The organism is Streptomyces sp. MBT53 (assembly GCF_016654115.1).
Classification (GTDB): domain Bacteria; phylum Actinomycetota; class Actinomycetes; order Streptomycetales; family Streptomycetaceae; genus Streptomyces.
The window spans coordinates 41,609-67,253 of record NZ_JAEQAZ010000028.1 but is presented as its reverse complement, the minus strand read 5'-3'; the positions used below and the strand labels follow the sequence as shown (position 1 = coordinate 67,253).

The following is a 25,645-nucleotide window of genomic DNA, read 5'->3' as shown; positions in this document are numbered from 1 at the left end:
ACGGGAGTTGTGCGGTTCACAGGATCGATCGGGCCAGTGCCACCGCGCCCTCGACGGGCGGTACCCGGATGGGCTGCGGCCGTGCCCCCGGCACCCGTTCGGCGAGCGCCGTGGTGAAGGCTTCGTACAGGCGGGGCTGGGCGAGGACGGTGCCGCCCGCGACCACCACGTCGTCGACGGGGACGCCGCGTTCGGCGAGCCGTACGACGAGTGCGGCGAGCGACCGACCGGCCTCCGCTATCACCTCGCGCGCGAGGAGCGAGCCGGTGTCGGCGGCGGTGAAGACGACGCGGGCGTGGCGGCCCCAGTCGGCGGAGACGTCGGAAGCGCTTTCCAACGCGGCGCCGAGCGCGGGCACTTCGGTCACGGCGAACGCCTCGACGAGTCCCAGGGCGAGCAGGTCCGGAGCCTCGCCGCGATCGTGCGCGGCCCAGGCGGCGCGGGCCGCCTCGCGGACGAGACCGGCGGCGCCGCCCTCGTCGCCGAGTACGGCGCCCCAGCCGCCCACTTGGAGCCGGCTGCCGTCGGCGAGCAGGCCCACCGCGACGGAACCGGTGCCGGCCACCAGGCCGACCCCCTTGTCCAACCCGGCCGCGGGGACGAGCAGTTCGGCGTCCCCCACGACGAGCGCGGGAATCCCGAGACGCTTTTCCAGCGCGGCCCGGATCTCGGCGCACTGGCGGGGCGTCTCACAGGCGTGCCCGCCCACGGCGACCGCGGAGGGGCGCGCGTGTGCGGGCAGGGAGTCATGGACCAGTGCGGTCAGCCAGTCGGCGGCGGTCGCGATGTCGTGCGGCCGCCAGCCGCTGCTGGCACGGATGTGGTCGGCGACGACATCCGAGCCCGCGCAGGCGCGCAGATGTGTCTTGGTGCCACCCACGTCGATGCCGACCACGAGGGGCGTGGAGTCCTGCACGGAACCTCTTTCGTCGTTGCGCTGTGCTGCGACGGTGGGCGAACCGTGTCCGGGGGGACGGAAGTTGGAGCACTAGGGAAGCCCCGGGACGGGCTTCTGTCGGACCACGGCAGGCGAGTACCGTGACGTTCGTTAGGAAGTTAACTAACGAAGTACAGTGCGTCAAGAGGCATCGCGTATCAGGCAACGGGAACCACCGTCCGGGGCCGCGTGACGCCAGGACATCCCATCGCCGCAGCCCATGGACACCCACCGGGCGCGCGGCCTGTGAACTGGGGGAAGTGTGGAACACGTCGTGGCGCGGGCGTCTCGGCTGACCGAGAGCGCGAGCGCGGTGTTCGAGGTGCTGGCCAGAGCCGGCAGCGCGACCCGCCCGCAGCTCGCGAGCCTGGCCGGCCTGTCCAAGCCGACGGTGTCCTCCGCCGTCGTCGAACTGGAGAACGTCCGGCTCGCCGCCCATTCGGGCACCGCCTCGGGCGGTACGGGCCGCAACGCCGCCGTCTACCGGCTGGGCCCGGCCGCCGGTGCCGTCCTCGCCGTCGACCTCGGCCCCGCCCTCACCCGGGTTCGCGGCTGCGCCCTCGACGGCACGCTGCTGGCCGAGGCCACCGAGTCCCGCGAGGACGCGGCCGACGCCGTGCGCGAGGCCCTCGACGCGCTGCCCGCCGACACCCCGCTGCGCACCGTTGTCGTCGCCGTCGGTGACGTCGCCGCGCGGAACCGGGCCGGCGCCGGGATGCGCCCCGCGACCGCCAAGGCCGGCCCGGTGTTCGACGCCATGGCGGTCGCCCTGCCGCCCGATGTGCCGGTCCACCTGGAGAACAACGTCAACTGCGCCGCGCTCGCCGAGCTGCACGAGGGCGCCGCGCGGGGCCGTGACACCTTCGGCTATCTGCGGATCGGCGTCGGTATCGGTCTCGGCATCGTCGTCGGCGGCCATGTGCTGCGCGGTGCGAACGGCGCGGCCGGTGAGCTGGCCCGGCTGCCCTACCCCTGGGACGACGCCGTGGAGCCCCGTAGAGAGGCCCTGGAGGAGTACGTGGGCGCCCGGTCGCTGTTGCGCCGGGCCGCCGCGGCCTGGCAGGGGACCGACGGGCCCTGCCCGGACACCGTCGACCAGCTGTTCGCGCTGGCCGCCCAGGGGCAGCGCACGGCGGCCGCCCTGGTCGGCCGGCATGCCGCCGACGTGGGCAGACTCGCCGCGGCCGTGGCGGCCGTACTGGACCCGGGACTGATCGTCCTGGGCGGCAGCACGGGCGCGGACCCGCAGCTGCTGCCCGGGGTGCGCACCGAGCTGGGGAGACTGAGCTGGCCCACCGAGGTGGTGAGCAGCACGGTCGGCGATCTCGGCACCGTGGTGGGCGCCGCGCGGCTCGCGGTCGCCAGAGGAGTCCAAACCGTGACCGATGCCGCGGGGGTGAAGGATTGACGGCCTCGGACTCGGTCTGCCAATGTCCGGACAAGCGCTTTCTAAGTCGGCCGGGACGTCGACTCGGAGTGAGCCTCCCGCCCGTACGAGAAGTACGGCAACCGCACCAGGGTGTGCTTGTGCGGCAGCGGCCGAGAGGGCCGGGGATGCCACCCATCAGAACGGCGAGGCCGGGCGAGGCCAAACCCCCTGAAAGCGAACCTTTCTGCAGAATGCACCTGTGCCGCCTCGGATGGCGCCGTGCTTCCTCCGCTACGAAGAAAAGGGATCGAAAGATGACCAGAGTGAGTGTGCGGAGCTCCCGCCGACTCGTCCGCGGCGGCATGCGCCGGATGGTTCCTCTCGCTGCCGCGGCCTCGGCAGGGGCCCTGCTCCTGACCGCCTGCGGCTCCGGCTCCGGCTCCGGCGGCACCTCCAAGTCGCTGACCTTCTGGATCTCCACGGTCCCGGGCCAGGACGCGGGCTGGAAGAAGCTGGTGGCGCAGTACAAGAAGGAAGAGGGCGTCAGCGTCAAGCTCGTCAACATCCCCTACGACGGGTACCCGACGAAGCTGCACAACGCCGCCCAGGCCAACTCCCTGCCGGATGTCGCCGACGTCCCCGCCCTCGACCCGATCTGGTCGAGCAAGCTGATCGACCTCAGCTCCATCAGCGGCAACAAGGCCAACAACATCAACTCCAACTTCCTCGCCAAGGACTCGTCCGGCAAGGTGCTGGCCATCCCCTCGGACGTCACCGCGTCCGGCCTGTTCATCAACAAGTCGCTGTTCGAGAAGGCCGGCGTCGCCGTCCCGAGCTCGCCCTCGAACACCTGGACCTGGACCGAGTTCATCGCGGCGGCCAACAAGGTCCGCGAGAAGACCGGCGCCAAGTACTCCCTGACCTTCGACCAGTCGCCGTCCCGGCTCCGCGCCATGGTGTACGAGATGGGCGGCAAGTACGTCCACGCGGACTCCTCCGGCAAGTTCTCGGTGGACGACGCGACCAAGAAGGCCGTCAAGTACTTCGTCGGTCTGAACGACGACAAGACCATGCCGAAGTCGGTGTGGACGAGCGGCGCCGACCCGTCGGCCATGTTCCAGAGCGGTGACGTCGTCGCCTACTGGTCCGGTGTCTGGCAGGTCGCCTCCTTCGCGGACAGCATCAAGAAGTTCGAGTGGGCGAGCGTCCCGACCCCGGCCCAGCCGGTGCAGGCCAGTGACGTCAACAGCGGCGGCATGATGGTGGGCTTCAACAACAACAGCGCGGCCTCCGCCGCCGCGAAGAAGTTCCTGTCCTGGGTGTACGAGCCCAAGCAGTACACCGAGCTGGTCGAGACCTCCGGCTTCCTCCCGGTCGAGAGCGGTCTGAGCCCGAAGTACCCCTTCAAGTCGGCTGCGGCGCAGGCGGCGTTCAAGCTCTACAACGAGGAGATCCCGCTGTACGCCCCGATCTCGGGCTACTTCAACGGCGCGCAGACGGCCTGGGTGCTGAAGGGCAAGAGCCTCGCCACCGACCCGACCAAGACGGAGCTCGGCAAGGCGATCAACGGCCAGCAGTCGGTCGACAAGGCCCTGCAGAACATCGTGGACGGCTACAACACGGCGGTCGGCGGCTGATCGTAGGGCCAAGGGCCCGGGCGGCGGGATCGCACACCGCCGCCCGGCCCTGGCCGCCGCGTGATGCCGGGCTCACGGCGTGAGCCCACAGCAATCCATCCACCAGCACGGAAGTCAGGAAGATGACAAAAAGCGCCGCGGACGTGTCCGTGAGGCCGCCCAGGAAACGACGCAGCACCTACACCCTCGCGCCGCTCGTCCTCATCGCGGCCAATGTCGTGCTCTTCGCACTGTTCTTCGTGTGGCCGGCGGTGATCGGGCTCGTCTACTCCTTCACGAACTACACCGGTGTGGGGGCGTTCCAGTTCATCGGACTGGACAACTACCACAACCTGTTCGGGGACTCCGCCTTCTACGACGCGCTGACCCGGACGCTGCTCTACGCCGTCCTGTTCGTCCCGCTGAACTTCGCGCTCTCGCTGCTCGCCGCCAACCTGCTGGTGAGCAAGCACGCCAAGGGCGCGTCCGTCGCCCGTGTCATCTTCTTCATCCCGTGGCTGCTGTCGCCCATCGTCGTGGGTGTCCTGTGGCGGTGGCTGTTCGGCGAGAACTTCGGACTGGTCAACTACGTCATCGAGAAGCTCGGCGGCTCGGCCGTTCCGTGGCAGTCGAACGCCGACCTGTCGCTGCTGGTGGTGGTGTTCGCGGCGTCCTGGGCCTGGACGGGCTTCTCGATGCTGCTGTTCATCGCGGCGATCAAGAACGTCCCGGTGTCGTACTACGAGGCCGCCTCGCTCGACGGAGCCGGTCCCTGGCGCCAGTTCATCAGCATCACGCTGCCGAGCATCGCGCCCACCTCGTTCATCGTGATCCTGCTCAACACGATCAACGCGATGAAGGAGTACCCGGTGTTCGTCTCCCTCAACAACGGCGGACCCGGAACCTCGAACAACCTGCTGGTCCAGTACATCTATCAGACCGGCTTCCAACGGGGCCAGATCGGCTACGCGAGCGCCGCGTCGTTCGTGCTCATGCTCATCCTGATGGCCGTCGCGATCATCCAGCTGATCGTCAACCGGCGGGTGGAGAACCGATGACAACCACAGACACGCCACGCAAGGTCGACGCCGGTTCCCGACGGCCCGTTTCCGCGAGGAAGGCCCGCAACGCGCGCGACGGCGGGCTCCGGCGGGCCGTACCCGCGACGACACTGCTGTGGATCCTGGCGTGCCTCTACGGCCTGCCGGTGCTGTGGTTCATCCTCAGCTCCCTCAAGCCGGCCAGCGACCTGTTCTCGTATCCGCTGACCTTCATTCCGCACAACCCCACCTTCTCGGGTTACTCCGCGGCGTGGCGCAGCGCCAACTTCTCCCAGTACTTCATCAACACGACCATCGTGTGCGTCATCACGACGATCCTCACGGTGGGCGTCAGCTGCTGCACCGGGTACGCGCTGGCCAAGTACGACAACAGGTGGCTCAAGGCGTTCTTCATCTGCATCCTGGCCACCACGATGCTGCCCGGCGAGGTCATGCTCGCCCCCGAGTTCCTGGTGGTCCGCAACCTCGGCCTCTACAACTCGTTCGCCGGCATCATCCTCCCGGCCGTGCTCACCGCGACCGGCTGCTTCATGTTCCGCCAGTTCTTCATCACGGTCCCCGACGAACTCGTGGAAGCGGCGCGCATCGACGGCGCCCGCGAACTGTCGATCTTCCTGCGGATCATGGTGCCGCTCTCCCGGCCCATCATGCTGACCCTCGCGATCCTGTCCTTCCAGTGGCGGTGGAACGACTACATCTGGCCGCTGCTGATGCTGAACGACCCGAACAAGTTCACCGTGCAGATCGGCATCCAGAGCATCGTCGGCGCGCAGAACATCAACTGGTCGGTCCTGCTGGGCGCTTCGGTCATCTCGATGATCCCGCTGATCGTCATCTTCCTGGTCTTCCAGCGCTACGTCATGGGCGCCGACATCAACGCCGGACTTAAGGACTGATCTTGTCCACCCCGTTCGACCGCGACTTCGACCACGAGTTCGTCCGCGCGGCGGCACTCGCCGCCGACGGGTCGGCCGCCCTGCTCGAGGCCGACCCGTCGGCGGAATTCATCGGGCCGCACCGCGCCCTGGCCCGGCGGGTGAAGACCCTGGTCGCGGCGTACCGCTCGCCGGAGTCGGCCCTGCACGGTAGCGAGCGGGCGGTCGCCGCCGCGCTGACCCACCTCCGTGCCCTGCGGTCCCTGCAGACGGCCTCCGGCCTCTTCGCGGGCGGCGACAACGTGCAGTCGCCGCCGGACTCCGCGTTCACCGTCAACGACGTGTGCGACGCGTACGTCCTCGCCGCGGGCGCGGGGCCCGAACTGGCCGACGTCACGGCGGCGCTCGCCGACATCGCGGGCGCCGCCACCGGACCTCTCCTGGCCGGTGGCGTGCACACCCCGAACCACCGTTGGGAGCTGAGCGCGGCGCTCGCCCGTCTGCATCGGTCCTTCCCCGACGACCGGCTGCTCGACCGCGTCGAGGAGTGGCTCGCCGAGGGCGTCGACATCGACACGGAGGGCCTGTACTCGGAACGCAGTGCCGTCTACGCGTCCATCGTGACCAACCCGTCGCTGCTGTTGCTGGCCGAGGTGCTCGGGCGTACCGACCTGCTGGACGCCGTCGAACGCAACCTCGCCACGACCCTGGACCTGATCAGGCCGGACGGCACGGTGGAGACCGTCCACTCGCGCCGCCAGGACCAGAGGCTTTCGTTCGCGCTGTGGCCCTACCTGCCGCACTACCGGCTGCTGGCGATCCGCACCGGCCGAGGCGACTTCGCCCGCGCGGCCCGCCTGGCGGCCGTCGACGGCATCCACGACCCCGACCTGCTCGCCCAGACCCTCCTCACTCCGGATCTGCGCCGCGCCCTGCCGGCCCCGGACGCGGAGAAGCTCCCGCGCGACCGGTACTTCCCCACCGCACGCCTCGCCGCACATGTCTCGGCCACCACGCACACCGTGGTGTACGGCGGCTCCGACGTGCCCGAGCACGGGCGCATCCGCTCGGGCCTCGCCTGCAATCCCACCTTCCTGCGCCTGTTCGCCGGTACCGCCGTCCTCGACGCGGTGCGCCTCTCGCGGGTGTTCTTCGACCTGGGTCCGTTCCGTGCCGCCGACATGGAACAGCTCGCCGACAACCGGTACCGGCTCACTCAGACCCTCACAACCGCCTACTATCAGCCGCTCCCGAAGGACCGGAGGCGCGACGACGGCGCCTACCTTCTGGTGGACGAGGGCCGCTTCTCCGCGGCGATGGCCTTCCCCGACCGCCCTCAGGACGAGGTCTCCCACACGACCCGGGTCGAGGTCGACCTGCGGGACGACGGCGCCGACCTGCGGATCGACATCAGCGGACCGAGAGTGCCCTGGTCCCTCGAACTGACCTTCCGCGCCGAAGGAGTTGCAGCGGGAGTCGTGGAGGGCGCCGCACCGATCGGCGACGGACGCTGGTGCCTGACGACCGGGCCGATGACCTACCGGGTCGGTGACGACGAGATCCGCGTCGAGGTAGACGTCGAGGCGGGCGAACCGCTCGCCGGACCGGACCGCGGCGACGTACTACGGTACGACCCGGGCCAGGACTACACGGTGGTGGGCGGCACCGACGCGACGACAGGGAACCGCGTCTACATAGGTGGAAACGGTCCTCAAACACTGAGTGTTGCCCTGCGCACCAGCCGCCCCGCACCCGCATCCTGACCTCGACAACCGACGCCACGGCCACCTCCGGTACGAAGGGCTGATCCACCCGTGCACCTCCTCCACCAGCGCGGCCCGCTGCACAACCTCCCCGACACCCCGGAGGCCTACGACGCGGTCCTCGCCGACGTCGTCGAGCAGGCCCTGCGGCGCATCACCCCGGAGGGCAACCTCGAACACCCCGACTGCTACGACGACATCGGGGACACCTCGCTCGGCATCACGTCCCTGCTGGCCCTCGCCTGGCAGCGCGGCAAGGACCCGCGGCTGCCCGAGGCGGTTCGGCGCAGCCTCGCCTTCCACCTCCGCGAGCGCGTCTACACCGAGGACAACCCCGGCTACCCGAACCTGAGGGTCCGCAACTCAGGTCTCCCGTACGCCCGTTACGTCCTGGAGGCGGGCGCGCACCCCATCGGCGACTGGCCGAGCACCGCGTGGGCGCTGCTCCAGGCGGTCAACATCCTCGACGCGACGAACGGACTCGTCGACGACGAACAGCGCACCGCTGTCGTCGAGTTGGCGCACGGCTACTGGCGCTGGCTCACCGAGGCGACCTTCTTCAACCCGCAGGAGGCCGGCAACCAGGCGATCGGCTGTGTGGTCGGCGGTCTGATGCTGGCCAGTCATCTCCCTTCAGGGGAAGGTGAGTTGGTGCGCGAACGCGCGCTCACCGTGTACGCGGACGAGATCCGCGCCCACCGCGTGAGCGACCGCGGCGCACTGCTCCCGCCCGAGCACGGCGGCGCGTACGACAACAACTACGGCCCGATCTCCCTCTCCTTCCTCGCCAAGGCCCATATCGTCAGCGGCGAGGACGTCTTCGCCGAGGACGGGGAGGCGCTGGCCCGCTACATCGACGCCCGCCTCACCAACGGCGGCTTCGACAACGGCGGTCCGCGCTACAGCGAGCAGCACTCCGCCTTCGAGTCGGTCCTCGGCCTGCGCTACTTCGGCGCCCGTATCGGCGCGGACATCGGCCGCTACCGTGGCGACAGCCGCTGGGCCCGGCACGCGGTCAAGCCCGACGGGGGAGTGGACGGCCACTTCGCGTGGATGCTGGTCTGGCAGATCCAGGACACCACGCCCTGGCACCGCACCCCGTCGACTGAGCCGGTCCGCCACCAACTCCGCGCCGGTACCGTGTCGGTGGCCTTCGACAAGAAGATGACCCCGTCGGTCGTCGAGGCCGACGGCACGTACTACCTGCCCGCGGCCGTGAACCGGCAGCACGGCTTCGGCCCGGTGCTCGACGGCTTCCTGCTGTGCCGCCCGATGGGCGAGGTACGGGTCCGTGACGTCCGCGCCGACGGCCTGACCGCCAAGCTGGTCACCAAGCCGGTCGTCGGCCGCGACCACGTCCTGCGGCACATCCGCTCCCTGTACGTCACCGACGGCACGCGTCTGTGGACGACGGTCGCCGTCGAACGGCTCGACGGTGCACCGTACTTGCTCGCCGGACTGCCCTACGCGGCGGACGACGGCGACCGGGTGCGCCGCACGGCCGAGGGCGACGTCACTGCCGCGGGCACCTTGCGCCTCACCCACCCGACCGGCGAGGGCCCGGACCACTTCGACGCCCGCTCCGAACTCTCCCAGCAGGAGGCGGCGTTCGCCCTCGCCGCAGACCCGCGCGGCTACGGCAACCCCGACGAGGGCTGGAGCCACCTGGTCACCTCCACGGCCCTGGAGGCCGACCCGGCACCGGGCGCGCCGGAGGATCTGGACGTGTTCGTCGTCCGCTACGGCCCCGGAACCGAGCCGCTCACCGCCGAGTTCACGAGCGGCGAGAACGGTCAACTGACCGTCCGCACCGAGGCGTTCACCGCGGTGATCGGCGACGCGGCGGGCGACGCCCACGGGGAGCCGGAGCTGACGCTCCACGCCTGAGCCCTCAGCCGCGGGGCACACCGTACGGCGCCGGCAGCGCGGCCGGGGGGATCACCAGATCCGCCCGGCCGCGCGTCGCGGCGACGAGGTCGGCGTTGCGCTGGTCCGTGCCCGACACCCAGGCCACGGCGGTCTCGTGGTCCTTGCCGAACTCCTCGTGCCGGGCGACGAGTCGACGGACACGTTCGTCCTCGTCGGCCTCGCAGAACCACACCTCGTCCAGACACGGCCGTACCCGCGCCCATGAACCCGCTTCCAGCAGCAGGTAGTTGCCCTCCGTCACCACCAGCCGGGCCGAGGGCAGTACGGGGATCGCACCGGCGATCGGCTGCTCCAGGACCCGCTCGAAGCCCGGCGCGTACACGATCTCGTCGGTCTCCTCGCGCAGCCTCCGCAGCAGCGCCGCGTACCCGGCCGCGTCGAAGGTGTCGGGCGCGCCCTTGCGCTCGCGGCGGCCGAGCCGGTCCAGTTCGACGTCGGCGAGGTGGAAGCCGTCCATGGGGACGTGCGCGACCCATGGCTCGCCGGTGCCGTTGAGTTCCCGTACCAGATGTTCGGCGAGGGTCGTCTTGCCCGCGCCCGGGCTGCCCGCGATGCCGAGGACGGCACGGCTGCCGGGGCGGGCGAGCGCGGTGGCACGGGTGAGGAGGTCGTCGAAGGTCAGCGGCACAGGGAGAGTGTGCCATCCGTCTCGGTCGCCCGGCCGGGGCGATGACGCGCCGAAGATCGGGGATTCGGTCAGCAGAGAGACCATGGAGTGGGGGACAGGAACAGGAGCCGCCCATGTCCGACGACGCGACACAGATCCGAGCCCTCATCACCGACTGGGCCGCGGCCGTCCACCGCGGCGACCTCGACGGCGTACTGGCGGACCACACGGACGACCTCGTCATGTACGACGTCCCGCCGCCCCACGCCGGCATCCATGGTCTCGCCGCCTACAGCGCCAGCTGGCCGCCGTTCTTCGCATGGCAGGCACAGGGCGCCCGATTCGACATCGACACCCTCGACATCACGGCCGGTACGGATGTCGCCTACGCCCATGCCCTGCTCCGCTGCGGCACCCCGGAGGAGCTCGCCGAAGACCCCACCCTGCGCCTGCGGCTCACCTTCGGCCTGCGCAAGGAGCACGGCCGTTGGCGGGTCGCGCACGAGCACCACTCGTTCCCGCACGACTGATCCTTTCAGGACGCTTCGGGATCTACCGGCCGTTACCTGGGCCCGACACAATCGCCCGTATGACGATCACCACGGGCCCGCCGCCCAAGGCCAACACTCCCGTCGCCCTCGCGCGGGGGTTTCTGACGGGCGGTGTCATCGGGACGTCGCTGACCGCCTTCGTCGCCGGCTGCGTCATCGAGAGTGTGCCGCTGTGTGTCGCGGGTGTGGGCCTGCCCGTGGTCCACAGTCTGCTGTTGTTCCTCACCGGTGCGCCGAGGCGGGCCCGGGAGGCGGCTGTCCCCATGCGCACGGCCCTCGCGATGATCGAGAGTCTGCGGGCCGTCGGGGGTGAGTCGAGCGATGTACCGGTGCGGTTCGGTCTCACGGTCGCGCCGGACGACGCGCCGGCGTTCCGCGTCGGAATCACCCAGGACATCAACCTCGTCGACCTGCCCGAGTACCGGCCGCGCCGCATCGTGGTGGTCCAGTACCCGCAGGACCGGCCGTGGCGGGCGAAGATCGTGCACCGGCCGACGACGGATTGGAGGGACCGGGCCGCCGCGGCCGGCGTCGACTCGGCGCCCCTGTCCACCATGGTGAGCAAACCGTCCGGCGGCTGTGTGGTCGGCTTCGTCGGGCTCCTCGGTCTGCTGCTCGGCACGGCCGGTGTGCTCCTGCTGTTCCGCGCCGACCTGTTCGACCGGGACACGACAGCGCGGCAGCCCGCCGCCGGGCCCTCCGTCTCCTCCACGTCGTCGACCACGGTCGTGTCGTCGGCGTCCGGCACGGTCGCCCTCGGCCCCGGCCAGTCGTTTCTCGACAAGGGCGAACTGCGCCGCGCCGTCGACTCACTCACCAAGGGCAGGACCACGGACCAGGCCCTCACCGTCGTCGTACGGGAACGCCTGCTGTCGGTGGTGTTCGCCCCCACCGGGACGGAGGCCCTGCGGTTCGACCCGGGCTCCCTGCCCTACGAACGCTTTCCCGCCCTGGTCGAGGAGGCCAGAACCTCCCTCGGCGTCCGCTCCCCACAGAGCTGGCAGATCACGGCCGAACGGCTCACCGGTTCCGTCACCGTCCGGGTCGGCGTGACCGGCACCGAAGGCGCCGCCTCATTGGAGGCGAACGGCGACGGCGAGGTCGTGCGGCGCACCCCGGCCCACTGACCGACCTCACCGCAGGGGGATCTGCGTCAACTCGTCGGCGACCCAGCGTGCGACACCGGCGGGGTAGGGCGCCGAAAGGCCGAGCACGATGTGCTGGAAGCCCGCGTCGACGGCCTCGCGGATCGCGTCCCGGGTGAGTTCGGGCCTGTCGTAGGACACGGAGAGGTGGATCGAGCGCGTGACGGACGCGGGGTCGCGGCCGATGTCGGCGCAGTAGCGGTCGAGGAGCGCGCTGCGGGCGACGGCGTCCTCGATGTCGCCGCCGGGGATGTTCCACAGGTCGGCGTGCTCGGCGACCACGCGGAGTGTCGCGGCCGAGCGTCCGCCGATGAGGATCGGCGGGTGGGGCCGCTGGACGGGTTTGGGGTTGCCGAACGCTCCGGTGAGGTGGTGGTGGGTGCCCTGGAAGTCGAAGGGCTGCTCCTCGGTCCACAGCCGCCGGATCACCGTGCAGGCCTCGGCGAGGCTCGCCACCGCGTGGGCGGAGTCGTGGAAGGGGAGACCGTGGGCCGCGTACTCGCGCCGGGCCAGCGGATGGTCCGGGCGTGAGCCGACACCGATGCCGAAGTCGAGCCGGCCGCCGGAGACGATGTCGACGGTGGTGGCGATCTTGGCCAGCAGTGCGGGCGGCCGGAAACGGTTGCTGGTCACCATCACACCGAGCCGCAGCCGGCGGGTCTGCGCGGCGAGCGCCGAGAGGAGTGTCCAGCCCTCGTAGGCCGGTCCGTCCGGATCGCCGCCGATCGGCATGAGGTGGTCGAACAGCCAGGCGTGCTCGATCTCCGGGACGGTGTCCGCCTCGCGCCAGACGCGCAGGAGGTCGGGATAGTCGACCTGCATGGGGGCGGTCATGATGCCGAAGCTGGGTCGCGGGGTGTGGGGCATGGTGCCGTCCGTCCTTCGACAAGGCGTGGTGGTGGGATGGGGGCGCGGCTTGGTCGCCCGGCCGGGCTCCGGCATGACATCATGACCAAACGGAACCTCGTTCCGGAACGATACGGAACGGCGTTCCGTTTAGCAAGCCCTGCTTGGCCGCGGTCGGCCTCGCTCGGTGAGTCCTGAGGTGTGGAGGAAGAGCGCGGTGAGTGAGAACGGCGCGAATGCCGGAAGTGCGGGCCAGCCCAAGCGGGCGGACGCCCGGCGCAACAAGGAGACCCTGCTCGACGCCGCCGCCAAGGTCTTCGTCGCGTCGGGCGTGGACGCTCCGGTACGCGACATCGCGCGCGAGGCCGGCGTCGGACTCGGCACGATCTACCGCCACTTCCCGACCCGGGCGGACCTCGTCATCGCCGTCTATCGGCACCAGGTCGAGGCCTGCGCCGAGGCGGGTCCGACGCTGCTGGCGAGCAGCGCCACCCCGTACGCCGCGCTACGGGAGTGGGTCGGCCTCTTCGTCGACTTCCTGGTCACCAAGCACGGACTCGCCGCGGTGCTGAGGTCCGACAGCGCCGGTTTCGAGTCGCTGCACTCCTACTTCCTCGACCGCCTCCTGCCCGTGTGCGCCGAACTGTTCGACGCGGCGGCCGCGGCCGGTGAGGTCCGGTCCGACCTCACCGCCTACGAACTCATGCGCGGCGTCGGCAACTTGTGCGCCGGCGCGGAGGGCGACGACCGCTACGACGCGCTCCGGCTGGTCGACGTCCTCGTCGAGGGCCTGCGCCTGCCGCGCTGAGGGCGGTCCGGTTCCCACGCGGCCACGTTCCCCGTGTCCGATCAGCTGTATCGCTGCAACAGGCCGTCCACGTACGCCTCCAGCCGTGCCCCGAGCACCCCGGACGTCAGATCGTCCCGCCCCAAGTCACGCCAGGGACCGGCCAGTTTCGCCCCGTCGGGGCAGTAGTGCAGGGCGTCCAGCAGCCGCCAGTACAGATGATCGGGGTCGTCGGCGAGGGCGCGACCGCCGTGTGCCTCGTACCGCTCACGGAAGTCCAGCCCGTACGCCGGCCCGTGCAACAGCGCGAGCGCGGTCGAGCAGTGCGCCACATCCAGGTCGGCGGGCCCCCACGAGGTCTCGACCCAGTCGACGACACCGGTGATCCGCAGCCCCGGCCCGGCTCCGGTGAAGAGCACGTTCCCGGGGTGGAAGTCCCGGTGCAGGAAGCGGCCTTCGTACGACGGCGGATCGCGGCGGATCACCTCCACGGCGCGCTCCCACAGCGGTCCGCCCGGGGTCCGGACGCGCTCCGGGGACGTCCACGCCTGGTACGTGCGTGGCCTCTCGGCCGGTACGACGTCATGGACGCGGACGAGTTGGGCCGCGAGCAGATCCAGGCGCCGGTCGAGGTCGTCCCCGTCCACGCGGACGCGGCCGGGCAACGCGGACATCAACAGAGTCGGGTGGTCACAGTGTTCGGCCGTTGCGTCCACGGCGACGAGCCCGGGAGCCGGGATGCCCTCCTGCCCGGCGAGCAGCGCCAGGACCGACGCCTCACGGGCCAGCAGTCCGGGCCCGTGATGCCGGAAGAACGGCTTCACGAAGGTCCGTTGCACCAGCTCCGCGCCGTCGTCGAGCGTGAGCCGACGCATCTGGGAACTCCAACCACCGGCCAGCAGGCGCGCGTTGGCCACCGAGCGGCCGTCGCCGAGCTGCTTGGCCACCCACTCGCGCGTGGCCGTCCAGCCGCGATCGTCGACGCCGGTCAGCACCGCCGCCACGAACTCCCGCCGGTCCGCGCCATGTTCGCGGAACCACATTCCCAACTGGTGCTGCGCGTCCGGAAGATCGAACCGCGTGTACTGGGCGCGCGCGGCCAGCGCATCCTGCACGGCCTCGGTCACGGCCGACGGGATCACCGCGTCCGTGCCCGGCACGGCGAGCACCGCCCTGCCCTCGTAGGCCCGCAGCACCTCGAGCGCGGGCGCCTGCCGCCAGCTGTCCGGTTGCCGGATGATCTCGCTGAACCGGCCGTTCCCGTCCCCGAAGGGCACGTCCCAGGCCTCGGCCGTGTACACGGCGGGCGCGCACAGCCCCAGCGCCGCCACCCGGTCCCCATAGTGCCGGACGAGATCCGCCACCGTCTGCCCGCTCATGCTGAAGCCCACCAGGACCAGCGGCCCGTCCGCCGCCGCGTACGCGTCGATCACCGCGACGGCCTGCTCGAACCGTCGCCGCAGGCTCAACTCGCCCAGTTCGCCGGTGCTTCGGCCGTGCCCGGAGAAGTCCAGGGCGACCGCTCGACAACCGTGGGTGACGAACTCCCGTACCAGCGGAAGCAATCGCTCCGTGCTGCTGGTGCCCGCGCCGTGCAGCACTACGGCGGTGACCCCGGACCGATCACCGCCGTACACACCGCTGAGCCGTTCACCGTCGTGGTCGTGCGTGAAGTCGGAGAGCATGCCCTCCATTCACTCACGCCACGGCCGTCAGTCGTTGTCGGCGTTCTTCTTGTTCTTGATCCGGTCGGCTTCCTTGCGGACCTCGGCCTGGGTGGCGCGCTCCTTCTCCAGCCACTCGGGGCCGTCCTTCTTCAGCGCGTCGATCTGCTCGGTGGTGAGGGGCTCGGTGACCCCGCCGCGGGCGAGACCGGCGATGGAGACCCCGAGCTTGGCCGCGACGACCGGACGCGGGTGCGGACCGTTGGCGCGCAGCTCGCGCAGCCACTCGGGCGGATCGGCCTGCAACTCGTTCAGCTCGGCGCGGGAGACGTCACCCTCCTGGAACTCGGCGGGCGTGGCCTCTAGGTACACACCCAGCTTCTTCGCCGCCGTGGCGGGCTTCATGGTCTGGGTGGTCTGGTGCGACTTCATACCGTCAAGAGTATCGACCGCGTTCGAGCCCGCCGACCACGGCGGGTAACCTTGCGGGGTGACAGGCTCGGAAGCATCCCCCACGTTCCGGCTCGCGTACGTCCCCGGGGTGACGCCCGCCAAGTGGGTGCGGATCTGGAACGAGCGCCGGCCCGACGTTCCCCTGACCCTCGTACCGGTCCAGGCCGCGGAGGCGTCCGACGTCCTGCGGCGCGGCGAGGCCGACGCGGGACTGGTCCGGCTGCCGGTCGACCGTACGGTCCTCAGCGCGATCCCCCTCTACACCGAGGCGACCGTGGTCGTGGCCCCCAAGGACCACGTCGTGACGGCGGCGGAAGAGGTGTCCCTCGACGAACTCGCCGACGAGGTGGTCCTGCACCCCCTCGACGACGTCCTCGGCTGGGAGCAGCCGCCCGGGGAGCCCGCGTTCGAGCGCCCCGCGACCACCGAGGACGCGATCGACCACGTGGCGTCGGGCATCGGCATCCTCTACGTCCCCCAGTCCCTGGCCCGGCTGCACCACCGCAAGGACCTCACCTACCGGACCGTCCTGGACGCCCCCCAGTCGGACGTCGCCCTCTCCTGGCCCGAGGACGCGACCACCGACTTCGTGGAGGACTTCATCGGCATCGTCCGGGGCCGTACGGTCAACAGCACCCGGGGCCGTACCCCGCCACCGGCCCAGCCGAAGACGAAGGGGAAGCGCACCGAAGCGGCTTCGGCACGCCGCAAGCCTGTCGCCGGCAAGGCGACCGGCAAGACGGGCGCGACGGGCAAGAACCCGCGCGGCTCCTCCGGCGGGGCCAAGGGCACGAAGCGGGGCAAGCCCCGAGGCCGCTGACGCCGACGACCTCCTGTTCGGACCGAGGCAGGCACCTGGCTGCCGCCGCGTGACCGCACAGTCGGTGACGCCCAACGCGCAGGCGGGGCGCGGGTGTTCGGCGCTCAGGACGGCACGGGCCAGGGCGCGGGCCGTGGTGGCACGGCCGCCGACTGCGCCCGCCGCCCGCTCGTCGGCCCACCGTTCCACCGGGAACGCGACCGTGCCCCGTACGGTCCGCAGCAGCGGGTCGGCCGCGCGCGGACGGTGACCAGGATCCGGCCCGGTGCGCCGGGGATGGCGAAGGCCTGCGGCTCGGGGAGACGGTGACGATCAGCTCGGTGTCCGTCGCGTGGCCCGCGCACAGTCGCCGCAGCGCGCGTCGCGTACGACGGTCGGCGCTCACGGTGTCGTGGCCGGACACGAGGAGCACGGTGAGGGCGACACCGGCCGCGATCCCGATCACCGCGGGTACGGGTTCGGCCGGCGGTACCCGTCCTGCCGGGCCTCGGCGACGACCGGCGGAGCGTCACCGACGAGCGTCGCCGTCAGCAGGAACAGGGACCAGCAGGTGGCCGCCGCGGTGACCACGGCGGCGGCCATCAGCACCCGTCAGCATCCGTGTGTCCGGCGCCGTAGCCACCCGGCTGCCGATCGCCGGGCTGATCACCGCGAGCAGCACCGACAGCGGCAAGGCGTGTGGACGTCGAACCTCATTCCGCGCCCCCGGCCAGCAGGTCGCGCAGCGCCTGCTCCTCCTCCGGCTGCAGACCGCTCACGAACTGCTGGAGCGCGGCGATCGGATCCGGGCCCCGGTCCAGCGCCTCGTGCATCGCCTCGGCGGTCAACTCGGCCGCGTTCTTCGCCGGCCGGTACGCCCCACGCCGCCCGTCCGCGTCGCGCAGGACGAGCCCCTTGTCGTAGAGCCGCTTCAGGATGGTGTGCACGGTGTTGTAGGCGAGCGGGCCGTCGATCTCGGCCTGGATCTCGGCCGGTGTGAGGGGTCGGTCGGTCGCCCAGAGCGCGGCAAGGACGGCGCTCTCCAGCTCACCGGCGCTGCGCCGTTCCGCCCGGGCCCGCGGGCCTGTGCCAGCCATGGCCGCCACCTTACAGCGTGTAGGGCGTAGCTTGCCTACCGTTGCCGCGCTGACCTGGCTCTTTCGGCTGCGGTGAAGCCGTCGGGAGGGGAGACTATGTCGTCGAAGGCGCCGGACGGCTTTTGCGGGGTGCCGGGCATGCAGGGCGCTGCGGAGCAAAGACGGCTATTCCGGGTATGTCAACTCCAACTCGAAGTGGCGCGGCTACGTCGCCCCGGGTACCTACTTCGGGCTGGTGAAGGGCAACACCCAGAACGAATCAGGTGGCGTGGCCGTCCGGGGCGTCGGACTCAAGGGGACCTCCACGTGGTTTCCCCCACGCGCAGGTCGGAAAGTCGTACCGATTCGCGTTCCCGCCGTTCGTGAACGGCACGGGCACAGAACCCGTCGCCGAGAGCGTGAGGCTCACCCAAGTACCCAAAGGCGCCCGGGTGATCGGCTACCCGGTCTATTCCGTCGACGAAACCGACGGATACATGCTGGACAGTCAGGTCGGGCTCAAGTACCCGCGCGACATGACCAAAGTGCCCGATCACGCGGGCAAGCCCATGACGGTCGAACCGCACAAGAGAAGCGACTTCTACGCCATGGTCGAGGTCCACGTGACAGGCCGGGTCCAACACCACCTGGGAGGCTGCCAGATCACCTCTTCACAGAAAGGGAAGAAATACCGGCAGACCCTGCGCTGCGACGTCGCACTCGACATGAAGTGACCACGAACCCAGTCTTCGGGCACTGGCACTGGTCACGGACATGGCCCGTGCAGGACCCTGGGCGCATGCCTCGTCGTCTCATGTTCGTGCAGTTGAAGTCCGGTTACAGCACCGACCTAGGACCCTCGTGGATCGGGTGGGTGGACTTCTCGAAGACCTGGAGCACCGCGTATTTCCACGGGAGGACACTGCGTCGGGCAGGAGGGATGCCCGATGCGAACTTCTACGACGTGCAGACCGACGAGGAGTTCTGGGTCTCCGGACCGAAGCGGGACCGCACCGACACTCGCTACGGCCCGTCCAACGCCGTAGTCGAGCCGGACGCCGCCGAGACTTATCACGCCTTCCTGAAGGGCGCGCCCTTGCCGGGCCGCGAAAACGGCTGACCTCGCGCGGTCGTACGCGTCGGTCCGCGTCCCGGGCGGTGGCGCTGCGGTCGTCTCGCAGGCCGCCGGGGTGCTGCTGATGGAGAAGGCCGTCCGTAGAGCGGGGTTGGACGCGGCGGTATCGGCGGCGTTGACAGCACCGAACTCATCGCCCAGGTCCGGCAGTCGGCCGAGCGGTTGCTGACACAGCCCCACCTACGCGCACGACGGGCTCTTGACCAGTGCTGCCACGATGCCTGTGCCTGCGCACACCTGGGGAAGGACACCGCCACGGGATGACTCCGCTACTGACACCGCACCCGGACGCATTTCCCACGAGCCCTCCTCCCGACCTTGACGACCCGCGCGTCATCGCCGAGCGCGACTGGGCGGCGTTCGGCGCTGTCAGCGAGATGCGTGATCACTGGCAACGTCCGGGATCGTCGGCCAACACCCGCGCGTACTACTGGCTGTTGGAAATCGCCGACCCGCTCACCGGGTCCCGCGGTGCCCTGCGCTACAGCGTGGCACCCTGGACCCCCATCGTCGATCTCCACCAACGGCTCGTTGCCGCGTCCGTGGCATCCGGACTGCCCGCGATGAAGCCGAGCAGCCGCCTCCGGCCCCACATCGGCATCGGATACTGCAACCGACCGACCCCGACTGGCCCAATGCGGGCCGCTGTTGAGTCACTACGACTGCTCGCCTCCCTCCAACTGCGTGTCGACCGCGTCCAATTGGCCGAGCTGAGGCGTGAGGCCGCCGCCTACACCTGGCGGGTCATCCACGCAATTCACCTCCCCACCACGGGAGTCGGCCGGTGAAGGTGGACACGTGGTCGATTGCCGTGCGGCAAGCGTGAGTTGAGCGGGTGGGTGTGCCGAAGCCTGGCGTACGCGGAAAGTGCCTTCCTGTTGAGGTGACCTAGAGGTCGTACCAGGACGGGAAGACGGCGGCCTGTCCATGGCGGGTTCCGTGGGAGTCGATCAGGTCCCACATCGTCACGTCCGTTATCCAGAACCTGCGGCCGGACTTGGCGATGCGGACCCCGCGGTAACCGGTGGCGTAGCCGTCGCGCGTGACCGACCGTATGAAGGCGTCCCGGTTCGGCTGGGCGTCGGGTGCGGCGGACAGGCGGGAGGGGAGGGCGACGAACTCGTCCCAGGTGTACTCGAAGCATCTCTGGGCGGTCCGGTTGGCGTAGATGAAGGTCGGGTCGTCCGTGGTGTCGTGGGCGAGAAGGCCGAAGGGCGCGTCCTCGTAGAGCCATTCGGCCGCCGCGTCCGCGGAGGTGAGGAGCGGTGGGCCCAACTCCTTTCCCGTCAGGCGGTGGTGGCTGTCGAGGAGGAGGGCGCAGAACTGTCGGCTGAGGGGCTGGAGGGTTGTCACGGTGCTCGCTCCGTTACGCGACGAAGACGTCGGTCTCGAAGGTGAGGGCGGTGGTTTCCATACCGAGGTCGCTCCTGAAGTGCGAGGTGTACAAGGGGAGTTGGCCTGTCTGGCCGACACCGGGTGCGGCCAGGTTAGGTCCAGTGTTGCCGGTGTGACGCACGAGACGGTGGCCGACCCGGCTTCCTCGTTCCGTCCACGGTCTTCGAGGGCATCCCATGCGACAGGTTCCGGATGGTTCCGGATGATTCAGGGATGTGCTGCTCGTGGACGCGGTCGCCGGCAATACCAGGCTGTCGGCGACCGCGAAGGGTCCTTGGCGGTGTCGACGCCACCGGGCACCGACGATGTCTCGCCCTCAACGGCGTTGGCGTGACTGGCAGTTGGGTGACCGAGTCGTCGGTGTCACCGAGTCGGCACCGCGTGTCGCCCTTTGCCTAGGCGGTCGTGCGCACGACACAATCGCCCTCGGGTGCGAGGACGGCGATCGCCGGCGCGCGCACAAAGCCGTCGCCGACCACCGCAGGCGACACCGGCGACCACGGACGACCACGACGTCTTCGACACTTCGACGTCGTACCGGCCGCGCAGGAATCCACCACCCCGTACCGGAAGGACGACATGACGGCCTCCTCCGAGGATCCGACGGCGGAGGCCGCCACGGCCCGGACCGACCAGCCCGACGCCACCTCGCAGCCCCGGCCCCTGCCTGTGTCCCGGCCTCTGCCCCGCCGGTCGAGGGGGCCCTCCGCGATCGCCGAGGCCGCTGCCGCGCTGGGACCCGCTCCCGCTCCCGTCTCCGACCCCGGGTCCGACTCCGTGTCCCCGCCGCCCATGTCCGCGGCGGCGGCCGAGTTCGCGGCCTTCACCGAACGCGCGCCGGACACCGGCAGGTTAGGCGGGCGTACCGAAGCCCCCGCCGGGCACGGAACCGGCCACCCCGTCGACATCACGGCCGCTCCGAGCCGGTCCGTACCCGGACCCGCACAGCGGCGCCGCAGGATGCTGCTCGCCGCAGCCGCTGCCGGCGTCGTCCTGCTGGCCGGCTCCCTGCTCCTCATGGACGGCGACGACGGCAAGGGACGCTCGGCGGCCGGCACCGGATCGGACACCGTCCGGAGCGGCGGACAGAACGAGGACACGACCGGTTCGTCCGACTCCGCCTCGCCGTCGGGTGAATCCTCCGCACTCGAAGCCGACTCCACCCGGCAGCCGACCCCGAAGGCCGGTTCATCGGCATCCGGCAAGAACACCGGTGACGCCAAGGCCACGGCGAAGGCCGGCACGAAGAACGGTGGGGCGCCGTCCGGGAGTTCCTCTCCGTCCGCCGATTCCGCCGCCGCCGCGGCCAAGGGCGTGCTGATCCGTGGGCACGGCTCCGGCCGCTGTGTCGACGTGACCGGAGGCAACCCGGTGGACCACACCCGCCTGCAGATCTGGGACTGCTCGGGCGCCGCCCGGCAGCAGTGGCGGTTCGCGTCGGACGGAACGGTCCGCGCCCTGGGCAAGTGCATGGACGTCGACGGCGGTTCGCGCACGGACGGCGCATGGATCAAGCTTGTCACCTGCAACGGCACCGGAGCCCAGCGGTTCCGGCTCACCGCCGCGGACGATCTGGTCAACATCCAGGCCGACAAGTGCGTCGACGTCACCGACGCGGGGACGGCCAACGGCGCGGAGCTGCAACTCTGGAGCTGCACCGGCGGGGACAACCAGAAATGGAGCACGGGCTGACGGCACGCCCCCTCGGCGCGCCTCCCTGGCTGATCCGTCGGCCGTCGCCCTGCGGAGTGAGTTCCACTGGAACGCGAGCGTGCCGCCGGACGAAGCATGGCTCGTTCGCCCGATCGGGCCTGCCCTGCCACACGGACCCGAGTCTCCGTCCGACGCCGAGGCGGCCCACCGTTGCGCGGTGAAACGCCCCCGCGTCCGCCCGGTCCACCCGCGGTCGTTGCGAGAAGGAGGTGAATTCCAGACCCCGACCACACCTGCGGCGGGATAGTTTGTCCATGTTTCCCCCGGCCCCCGTCTTCAGTCCTACAGGCTGTAGGGTGCCAGTAACCCTACAAACTGTAGGGGGGAGGGTGGGCCATGTCCGGCAGCACGTACGCCACACTCGCCGGGATCCGACGGCTCGGCGCGCCGACCGCGTCCGGCCGCTCGGCGTACCCCCTCGCGCTGGTGGCCGGTGCCTTCACCCTGGCCCAACTGGTGCTCGTACGCCCCGGGTTGGGCCTCGGCTGGGACGAGACCGTGTACGTCAGCCAGATCAGCGCGCACGCCCCCGCCGCCTTCTTCAGCGCACCCCGGGCCCGTGGCATCTCCCTCCTGGTCGCACCGATCACCTCCTGGTCCTCGTCCACCGCCCTGCTGCGCGTCTACCTCGCCGCCCTCTCCGGCCTCGCCCTCTTCCTCGCGCTCCGCACCTGGCGCACCCTGTTCCCCGTCCGCGTCCTGGCCCTGGCGGGCGCCCTCTTCGCCTCCCTCTGGGTGACGCTCTTCTACGGTCCGCAGGCCATGCCCAACTACTGGGTCGCCGTGGCCGCCCTGGCCGCGACGGGCTGCTTCCTGCGGGCTCGCGCCGACGGGACCGACCACGCCGGCCGTTCAACCCTGTGGGGCCTGGCGGCGAGCGCGTCCCTCATGGCGTGGATGCGGCCGACCGACGCGGTGTGGGCGACCCTGCCCCTCCTCGCCCTCTGTCTCGTCGCACGCCACTGGCGGCTGCTCGCCGTTCTCCTCGCCGGGCTCGCGTCCGGTGCCGTGGAGTGGGTGGTCGAGGCGTACGTCAGCTACGGCGGTCTGACGCAGCGGCTGCACGACGCCTCGGCGATCGAGGGCGGACTCGGCTGGCACCTCGCGATCACCGACCAGCTGCGCAGCCTGGGCGGACGCACCCTGTGCCGCCCGTGCACGAGTGCCATGCCCAACCCGGCGGTCGACGTGTGGTGGCTCGTGCTGCCCGTGCTCGCCGTCGCCGGACTGGTCGTCGCGGTCCGCGCCCGGCGCACCGTACTCACCCTCGTGCCGCTCGCCTGCGCCGCGACAGCCGCCTTCCCGTACCTCTTCATGATCGGCTACGCGGCCCCGCGCTTCCTGCTGCCCGCCTACGCGCTGGTGGCGATCCCGGTCGCCGACGCGCTGGTCCAGCTGGTCACCAGGCCGACCGGAGCGTGGCGGCGGGTCGCGGTGACCCTGCTCGTGGTCGGACTCGCCGGGCATCTGGCGGTCCAACTCGCCGTCCTGGAAGGCACGGTGAGCCGCGCGAACGTCCAGCACCGCGACTGGTCCCGCACCGCCGCCGAACTCCACCGCCTCGGTGTGCGCGCACCCTGCCTGCTCACCGGGCAGGACGCCATCCCGATCGCCTTCTACACGGGCTGCGCCTCCGGCGCGACCGGGGGCCACAACGCCGACACCAGCCGGACCGCCATCGACCAGACCGCCCGCCGTATGCCCGTCGCCGACATCGCGCCGGCCGGCAGCCGCCCACCCGCCTACGCCCACGACTGGCCCGTACACCGCTACGGCACACTGGATCTGCGCGTCGCCCCGACCACGGAGAAGGACGGAGGCGTATGACGGCACCTCCCGAACTCACCACGACGACCGGCACCCGGCGCCGACATGCCTACTGGCAGGGCGCGTCGACGCTCTGTGTGCTCGTGGCCGTGGTCTGTCTCCTCCGCCGGCACTGGCCGGTGCTCGAGAACGGCGCCGGGCGGCTCGCCGTCGCCGATCAGGGGTGGCTGCTGGTGGCCGGGACGGCCGCGTTCGGGACCTGGGTGTCCTCGGCGCTCGCACAGCAGGGCGCGGTGCCCCAACGGCTGCCCGGCGGACGGCTGGTGGCCGCCCAGTTCGCCGCGTCGGCCGCCAACCACGTACTGCCCGCCGGGCTCGGCGCCGGTGCCGTCAACCTGCGTTTCCTGATGCGCTGCGGGCTGCCGGTCGGCCGCTCGGCCAGCGCTCTCGCCGTGAAGGCGACCGCCGGTGTGGTCGTCCGGATCGTGCTCATCGGCGTCCTCGCCATCGCCTGCCCGGGAGTGCTGCGCGTCCCGCACGTCTCCGTGGGCGTGGTGGGCGTCGTGCTCGCGGTCGCCGTGCTGGTGGCCGTACTGCTCAACTGCCCACTGTGGCCCCGGTGTCGGCGTGCCCTCGCGGCCGTGCTGGCCGACATCCGGGCCGTGCACGCCAGGCCGCAGCGGGCGGTGGCCCTGTGGGGAGGCTCGCTGGCCTTCGCCGCGCTGCACTCCCTGGTGCTGATCTGCGTCACACAGGCCGTCGAACTGCCGCTGTCCCCGGCCCGGGTGGCACTGCTGTATCTCGCCGCGAGCAGCGCCGCCGCCCTGCTGCCCACCCCGGGCGGTATCGGTTCCCTCGACGCCGCCCTGGTCTTCGCCCTCACCGCCTCGGGCACCACGGCGTCGGCCGCCGCGTCCGTCGTCCTCGGCTACCGACTGCTCACCGTGTGGCTGCCGCTGATCCCCGGCCTGTTGGTGCTCGGGGTACTGGTCCGCCGCAAGGATCTCTGACGCCGAACGGCGTTTCCCGTCCCGCCGGTTCAGGTAGGAGACCGTTGTCGACCCACGGGCGAGGGGGAGTTGCATGGCAGGGAACGAGAACGACGGCCGACTTGCGGAGGAGTTCTTCACCCCCGGAACCTCGTCCTTCACCGAGTTCCTGGCCGCGCACCGGCCCGCGCTGCTGCCCACCCGCCGCCCCTTCCCGGACGGCGTCCGCGCGGCCGACGGCCAATTCCCGCACGGCACCACGGTGTTGGCGCTCACCTACCGCGACGGCGTGCTGATCGCCGGCGACCGCAGGGCCACCATGGGCAACGTCATCGCGCAACGCGACCTGGAGAAGGTCCACCCGGCGGACGACTACACGGCGGTCGCGTTCGCCGGCACGGTCGGGCTCGCCGTCGACATGGTGAAGCTGTACCAGGTCGAGCTGACGCACTTCGAGAAGATCGAGGGCATCCCGATGACCCTCAACGCCAAGGCCACCCGCCTCGCCGGCCTGATCCGCCAGAACCTCGGCCAGGCCATGCAGGGCCTCGCCGTCGTACCGCTCCTCGTCGGCTACGACCCCGCCGCCCCCGAAGGCGCCAAGGGCCGTATCTTCACCTTCGACGTCGTCGGCGGCACCTACGAGAAGCCGGACTTCCACGCCGAGGGCTCCGGCTCCCCGTACGCCAGGGGCGCCCTGAAGAAGCTGTTCCAGCAGGGCATGTCCCGGCGCGACGCGGCCCTGACCGCGCTGCAGGCCCTCTACGACGCGGCCGACGACGACTCGGCCACCGGCGGCCCCGACATCAACCGCCGTATCTTCCCCATCGTTTCGGTCATCACCGAGGACGGCTTCGAGCGGCTGCCGGAGCCGGAGACCGAGGCACTGACCCGCGAGATGATCGCACAGCGCCAGAGTCACCCGGACGGGCCGACCGTCGCACCCTGAGCGAAACTGTCCGGTGGAAGCGGGGAACGCGTTGCCCAGTGCCGTAGGAACGGCCGAGCCGTCGCGCGTCTGTTCCGACGTTCTCGTTCGGCTGGGCGGCAGTTGACCCGACGGGCCGTCGTGGCACGGATGATCCATTGGTGATCGTCGGGGAACAGACTCCGTGCGTATTCCGTCGGAAAGGCGCCTTCAACCGGCAATGCCGGGCTGTGGGCGCTT

Annotated in this window: 26 protein-coding genes; 18 read left to right on the top strand and 8 right to left on the bottom strand. The window is 70.8% G+C overall.

Features of this window, described 5'->3' with window-relative positions; all coding sequences use genetic code 11:
* Positions 1-16 precede the first annotated feature (16 nt).
* Positions 17-916: an N-acetylglucosamine kinase gene (locus tag JHN45_RS13135; RefSeq protein ID WP_201049152.1), complete on the bottom strand. Its 900-nt coding sequence runs from the start codon at positions 914-916 to the stop codon at positions 17-19.
* Positions 917-1,211: 295 nt separating this feature from the next.
* On the opposite strand from JHN45_RS13135, the gene JHN45_RS13130 reads away from it, so the two are divergent.
* The 6 genes from JHN45_RS13130 to JHN45_RS13105 all read left to right on the top strand — a co-directional run bounded on the left by JHN45_RS13130 (position 1,212) and on the right by JHN45_RS13105 (position 9,508).
* A complete protein-coding gene (locus tag JHN45_RS13130) occupies positions 1,212-2,345 on the top strand; it encodes an ROK family protein (RefSeq protein WP_307783098.1) in 1,134 nt (377 codons plus the stop codon).
* Between the two features lie 275 nt (positions 2,346-2,620).
* Positions 2,621-3,943: an extracellular solute-binding protein gene (locus tag JHN45_RS13125; RefSeq protein ID WP_200710284.1), complete on the top strand. Its 1,323-nt coding sequence runs from the start codon at positions 2,621-2,623 to the stop codon at positions 3,941-3,943.
* Positions 3,944-4,065: 122 nt separating this feature from the next.
* Positions 4,066-4,980 carry a carbohydrate ABC transporter permease gene (locus tag JHN45_RS13120; RefSeq protein WP_201049150.1) on the top strand — a complete coding sequence of 305 codons (915 nt, stop codon included), beginning with the start codon at positions 4,066-4,068 and terminating at the stop codon, positions 4,978-4,980.
* A complete protein-coding gene (locus tag JHN45_RS13115; RefSeq protein ID WP_201049149.1) occupies positions 4,977-5,879 on the top strand; it encodes a carbohydrate ABC transporter permease in 903 nt (300 codons plus the stop codon). Before JHN45_RS13120 ends, JHN45_RS13115 begins: the two co-directional genes overlap by 4 nt.
* A 2-nt stretch (positions 5,880-5,881) precedes the next feature.
* A complete protein-coding gene (locus tag JHN45_RS13110; RefSeq protein WP_201049148.1) occupies positions 5,882-7,621 on the top strand; it encodes a hypothetical protein in 1,740 nt (579 codons plus the stop codon).
* Positions 7,622-7,672: 51 nt separating this feature from the next.
* Complete coding sequence (locus tag JHN45_RS13105; RefSeq protein WP_201049147.1) at positions 7,673-9,508, top strand: hypothetical protein; 1,836 nt, start codon at positions 7,673-7,675, stop codon at positions 9,506-9,508.
* A gap of 4 nt (positions 9,509-9,512) precedes the next feature.
* Here JHN45_RS13105 and JHN45_RS13100 read toward each other — a convergent pair whose 3' ends face one another.
* Positions 9,513-10,178, bottom strand: a complete 666-nt coding sequence (locus JHN45_RS13100; protein WP_201049146.1) for a nucleoside/nucleotide kinase family protein — start codon at positions 10,176-10,178, stop codon at positions 9,513-9,515.
* Between the two features lie 113 nt (positions 10,179-10,291).
* On the opposite strand from JHN45_RS13100, the gene JHN45_RS13095 reads away from it, so the two are divergent.
* Positions 10,292-10,687 carry an SgcJ/EcaC family oxidoreductase gene (locus JHN45_RS13095; RefSeq protein ID WP_200710290.1) on the top strand — a complete coding sequence of 132 codons (396 nt, stop codon included), beginning with the start codon at positions 10,292-10,294 and terminating at the stop codon, positions 10,685-10,687.
* A 59-nt stretch (positions 10,688-10,746) separates the two neighbouring features.
* Positions 10,747-11,835, top strand: a complete 1,089-nt coding sequence (locus tag JHN45_RS13090) for a hypothetical protein (protein ID WP_201049145.1) — start codon at positions 10,747-10,749, stop codon at positions 11,833-11,835.
* Between the two features lie 6 nt (positions 11,836-11,841).
* Here the strand turns inward: JHN45_RS13090 and JHN45_RS13085 are convergent, their stop codons facing one another.
* On the bottom strand, positions 11,842-12,720 hold the full coding sequence (locus JHN45_RS13085) for an LLM class flavin-dependent oxidoreductase (RefSeq protein ID WP_201049144.1): 879 nt from the start codon (positions 12,718-12,720) through the stop codon (positions 11,842-11,844).
* Positions 12,721-12,916: 196 nt separating this feature from the next.
* Here JHN45_RS13085 and JHN45_RS13080 point away from each other — a divergent pair, with 196 nt between their 5' ends.
* Positions 12,917-13,507 (top strand): TetR/AcrR family transcriptional regulator, encoded by a 591-nt coding sequence (locus JHN45_RS13080; RefSeq protein WP_200710293.1) that lies wholly within the window; start codon positions 12,917-12,919, stop codon positions 13,505-13,507.
* A 41-nt stretch (positions 13,508-13,548) separates the two neighbouring features.
* On the opposite strand, the gene JHN45_RS13075 is transcribed toward JHN45_RS13080, so the two are convergent.
* On the bottom strand, positions 13,549-15,171 hold the full coding sequence (locus tag JHN45_RS13075; RefSeq protein WP_201049143.1) for an alpha/beta fold hydrolase: 1,623 nt from the start codon (positions 15,169-15,171) through the stop codon (positions 13,549-13,551).
* A gap of 27 nt (positions 15,172-15,198) precedes the next feature.
* Positions 15,199-15,582: a DUF5997 family protein gene (locus tag JHN45_RS13070; protein WP_201049142.1), complete on the bottom strand. Its 384-nt coding sequence runs from the start codon at positions 15,580-15,582 to the stop codon at positions 15,199-15,201.
* Positions 15,583-15,640: 58 nt separating this feature from the next.
* Here JHN45_RS13070 and JHN45_RS13065 point away from each other — a divergent pair, with 58 nt between their 5' ends.
* Positions 15,641-16,423, top strand: a complete 783-nt coding sequence (locus tag JHN45_RS13065) for a LysR family transcriptional regulator substrate-binding protein (protein ID WP_201049141.1) — start codon at positions 15,641-15,643, stop codon at positions 16,421-16,423.
* A gap of 93 nt (positions 16,424-16,516) precedes the next feature.
* Positions 16,517-16,732 carry a hypothetical protein gene (locus JHN45_RS13060; protein ID WP_201049140.1) on the top strand — a complete coding sequence of 72 codons (216 nt, stop codon included), beginning with the start codon at positions 16,517-16,519 and terminating at the stop codon, positions 16,730-16,732.
* A gap of 132 nt (positions 16,733-16,864) precedes the next feature.
* Here the strand turns inward: JHN45_RS13060 and JHN45_RS13055 are convergent, their stop codons facing one another.
* Positions 16,865-17,011: a hypothetical protein gene (locus tag JHN45_RS13055; protein ID WP_200710297.1), complete on the bottom strand. Its 147-nt coding sequence runs from the start codon at positions 17,009-17,011 to the stop codon at positions 16,865-16,867.
* A 104-nt stretch (positions 17,012-17,115) separates the two neighbouring features.
* The gene (locus JHN45_RS13050; protein ID WP_201049139.1) at positions 17,116-17,499 is read right to left on the bottom strand and encodes a BlaI/MecI/CopY family transcriptional regulator; all 384 of its coding nucleotides are present in this window, start codon (positions 17,497-17,499) and stop codon (positions 17,116-17,118) included.
* A gap of 362 nt (positions 17,500-17,861) precedes the next feature.
* On the opposite strand from JHN45_RS13050, the gene JHN45_RS13045 reads away from it, so the two are divergent.
* The 3 genes from JHN45_RS13045 to JHN45_RS13035 all read left to right on the top strand — a co-directional run bounded on the left by JHN45_RS13045 (position 17,862) and on the right by JHN45_RS13035 (position 19,401).
* Positions 17,862-18,212 carry a hypothetical protein gene (locus JHN45_RS13045; RefSeq protein WP_201049138.1) on the top strand — a complete coding sequence of 117 codons (351 nt, stop codon included), beginning with the start codon at positions 17,862-17,864 and terminating at the stop codon, positions 18,210-18,212.
* A gap of 65 nt (positions 18,213-18,277) precedes the next feature.
* The gene (locus tag JHN45_RS13040; protein WP_236583637.1) at positions 18,278-18,598 is read left to right on the top strand and encodes a hypothetical protein; all 321 of its coding nucleotides are present in this window, start codon (positions 18,278-18,280) and stop codon (positions 18,596-18,598) included.
* Between the two features lie 275 nt (positions 18,599-18,873).
* Positions 18,874-19,401, top strand: a complete 528-nt coding sequence (locus tag JHN45_RS13035) for a 2'-5' RNA ligase family protein (RefSeq protein WP_201049137.1) — start codon at positions 18,874-18,876, stop codon at positions 19,399-19,401.
* A gap of 100 nt (positions 19,402-19,501) precedes the next feature.
* On the opposite strand, the gene JHN45_RS54000 is transcribed toward JHN45_RS13035, so the two are convergent.
* Positions 19,502-19,966 (bottom strand): MEKHLA domain-containing protein, encoded by a 465-nt coding sequence (locus tag JHN45_RS54000; protein ID WP_200710301.1) that lies wholly within the window; start codon positions 19,964-19,966, stop codon positions 19,502-19,504.
* A gap of 447 nt (positions 19,967-20,413) precedes the next feature.
* On the opposite strand from JHN45_RS54000, the gene JHN45_RS13025 reads away from it, so the two are divergent.
* The 4 genes from JHN45_RS13025 (at position 20,414) to prcB (ending at position 25,426) form a co-directional block, all read left to right on the top strand.
* Positions 20,414-21,700, top strand: coding sequence for an RICIN domain-containing protein (locus JHN45_RS13025; protein WP_307783097.1), 1,287 nt, complete (start codon positions 20,414-20,416; stop codon positions 21,698-21,700).
* A 357-nt stretch (positions 21,701-22,057) separates the two neighbouring features.
* Entirely contained in the window at positions 22,058-23,548 is a 1,491-nt protein-coding gene (locus JHN45_RS13020) for a hypothetical protein (protein WP_200710302.1), read from the top strand.
* Positions 23,545-24,498: a lysylphosphatidylglycerol synthase domain-containing protein gene (locus tag JHN45_RS13015; RefSeq protein ID WP_200710303.1), complete on the top strand. Its 954-nt coding sequence runs from the start codon at positions 23,545-23,547 to the stop codon at positions 24,496-24,498. The genes JHN45_RS13020 and JHN45_RS13015 overlap by 4 nt, the downstream gene beginning before the upstream one ends.
* Before the next feature lie 73 nt (positions 24,499-24,571).
* On the top strand, positions 24,572-25,426 hold the full coding sequence (prcB, locus tag JHN45_RS13010; RefSeq protein ID WP_201049136.1) for a proteasome subunit beta: 855 nt from the start codon (positions 24,572-24,574) through the stop codon (positions 25,424-25,426).
* Positions 25,427-25,645: the final 219 nt, after the last annotated feature.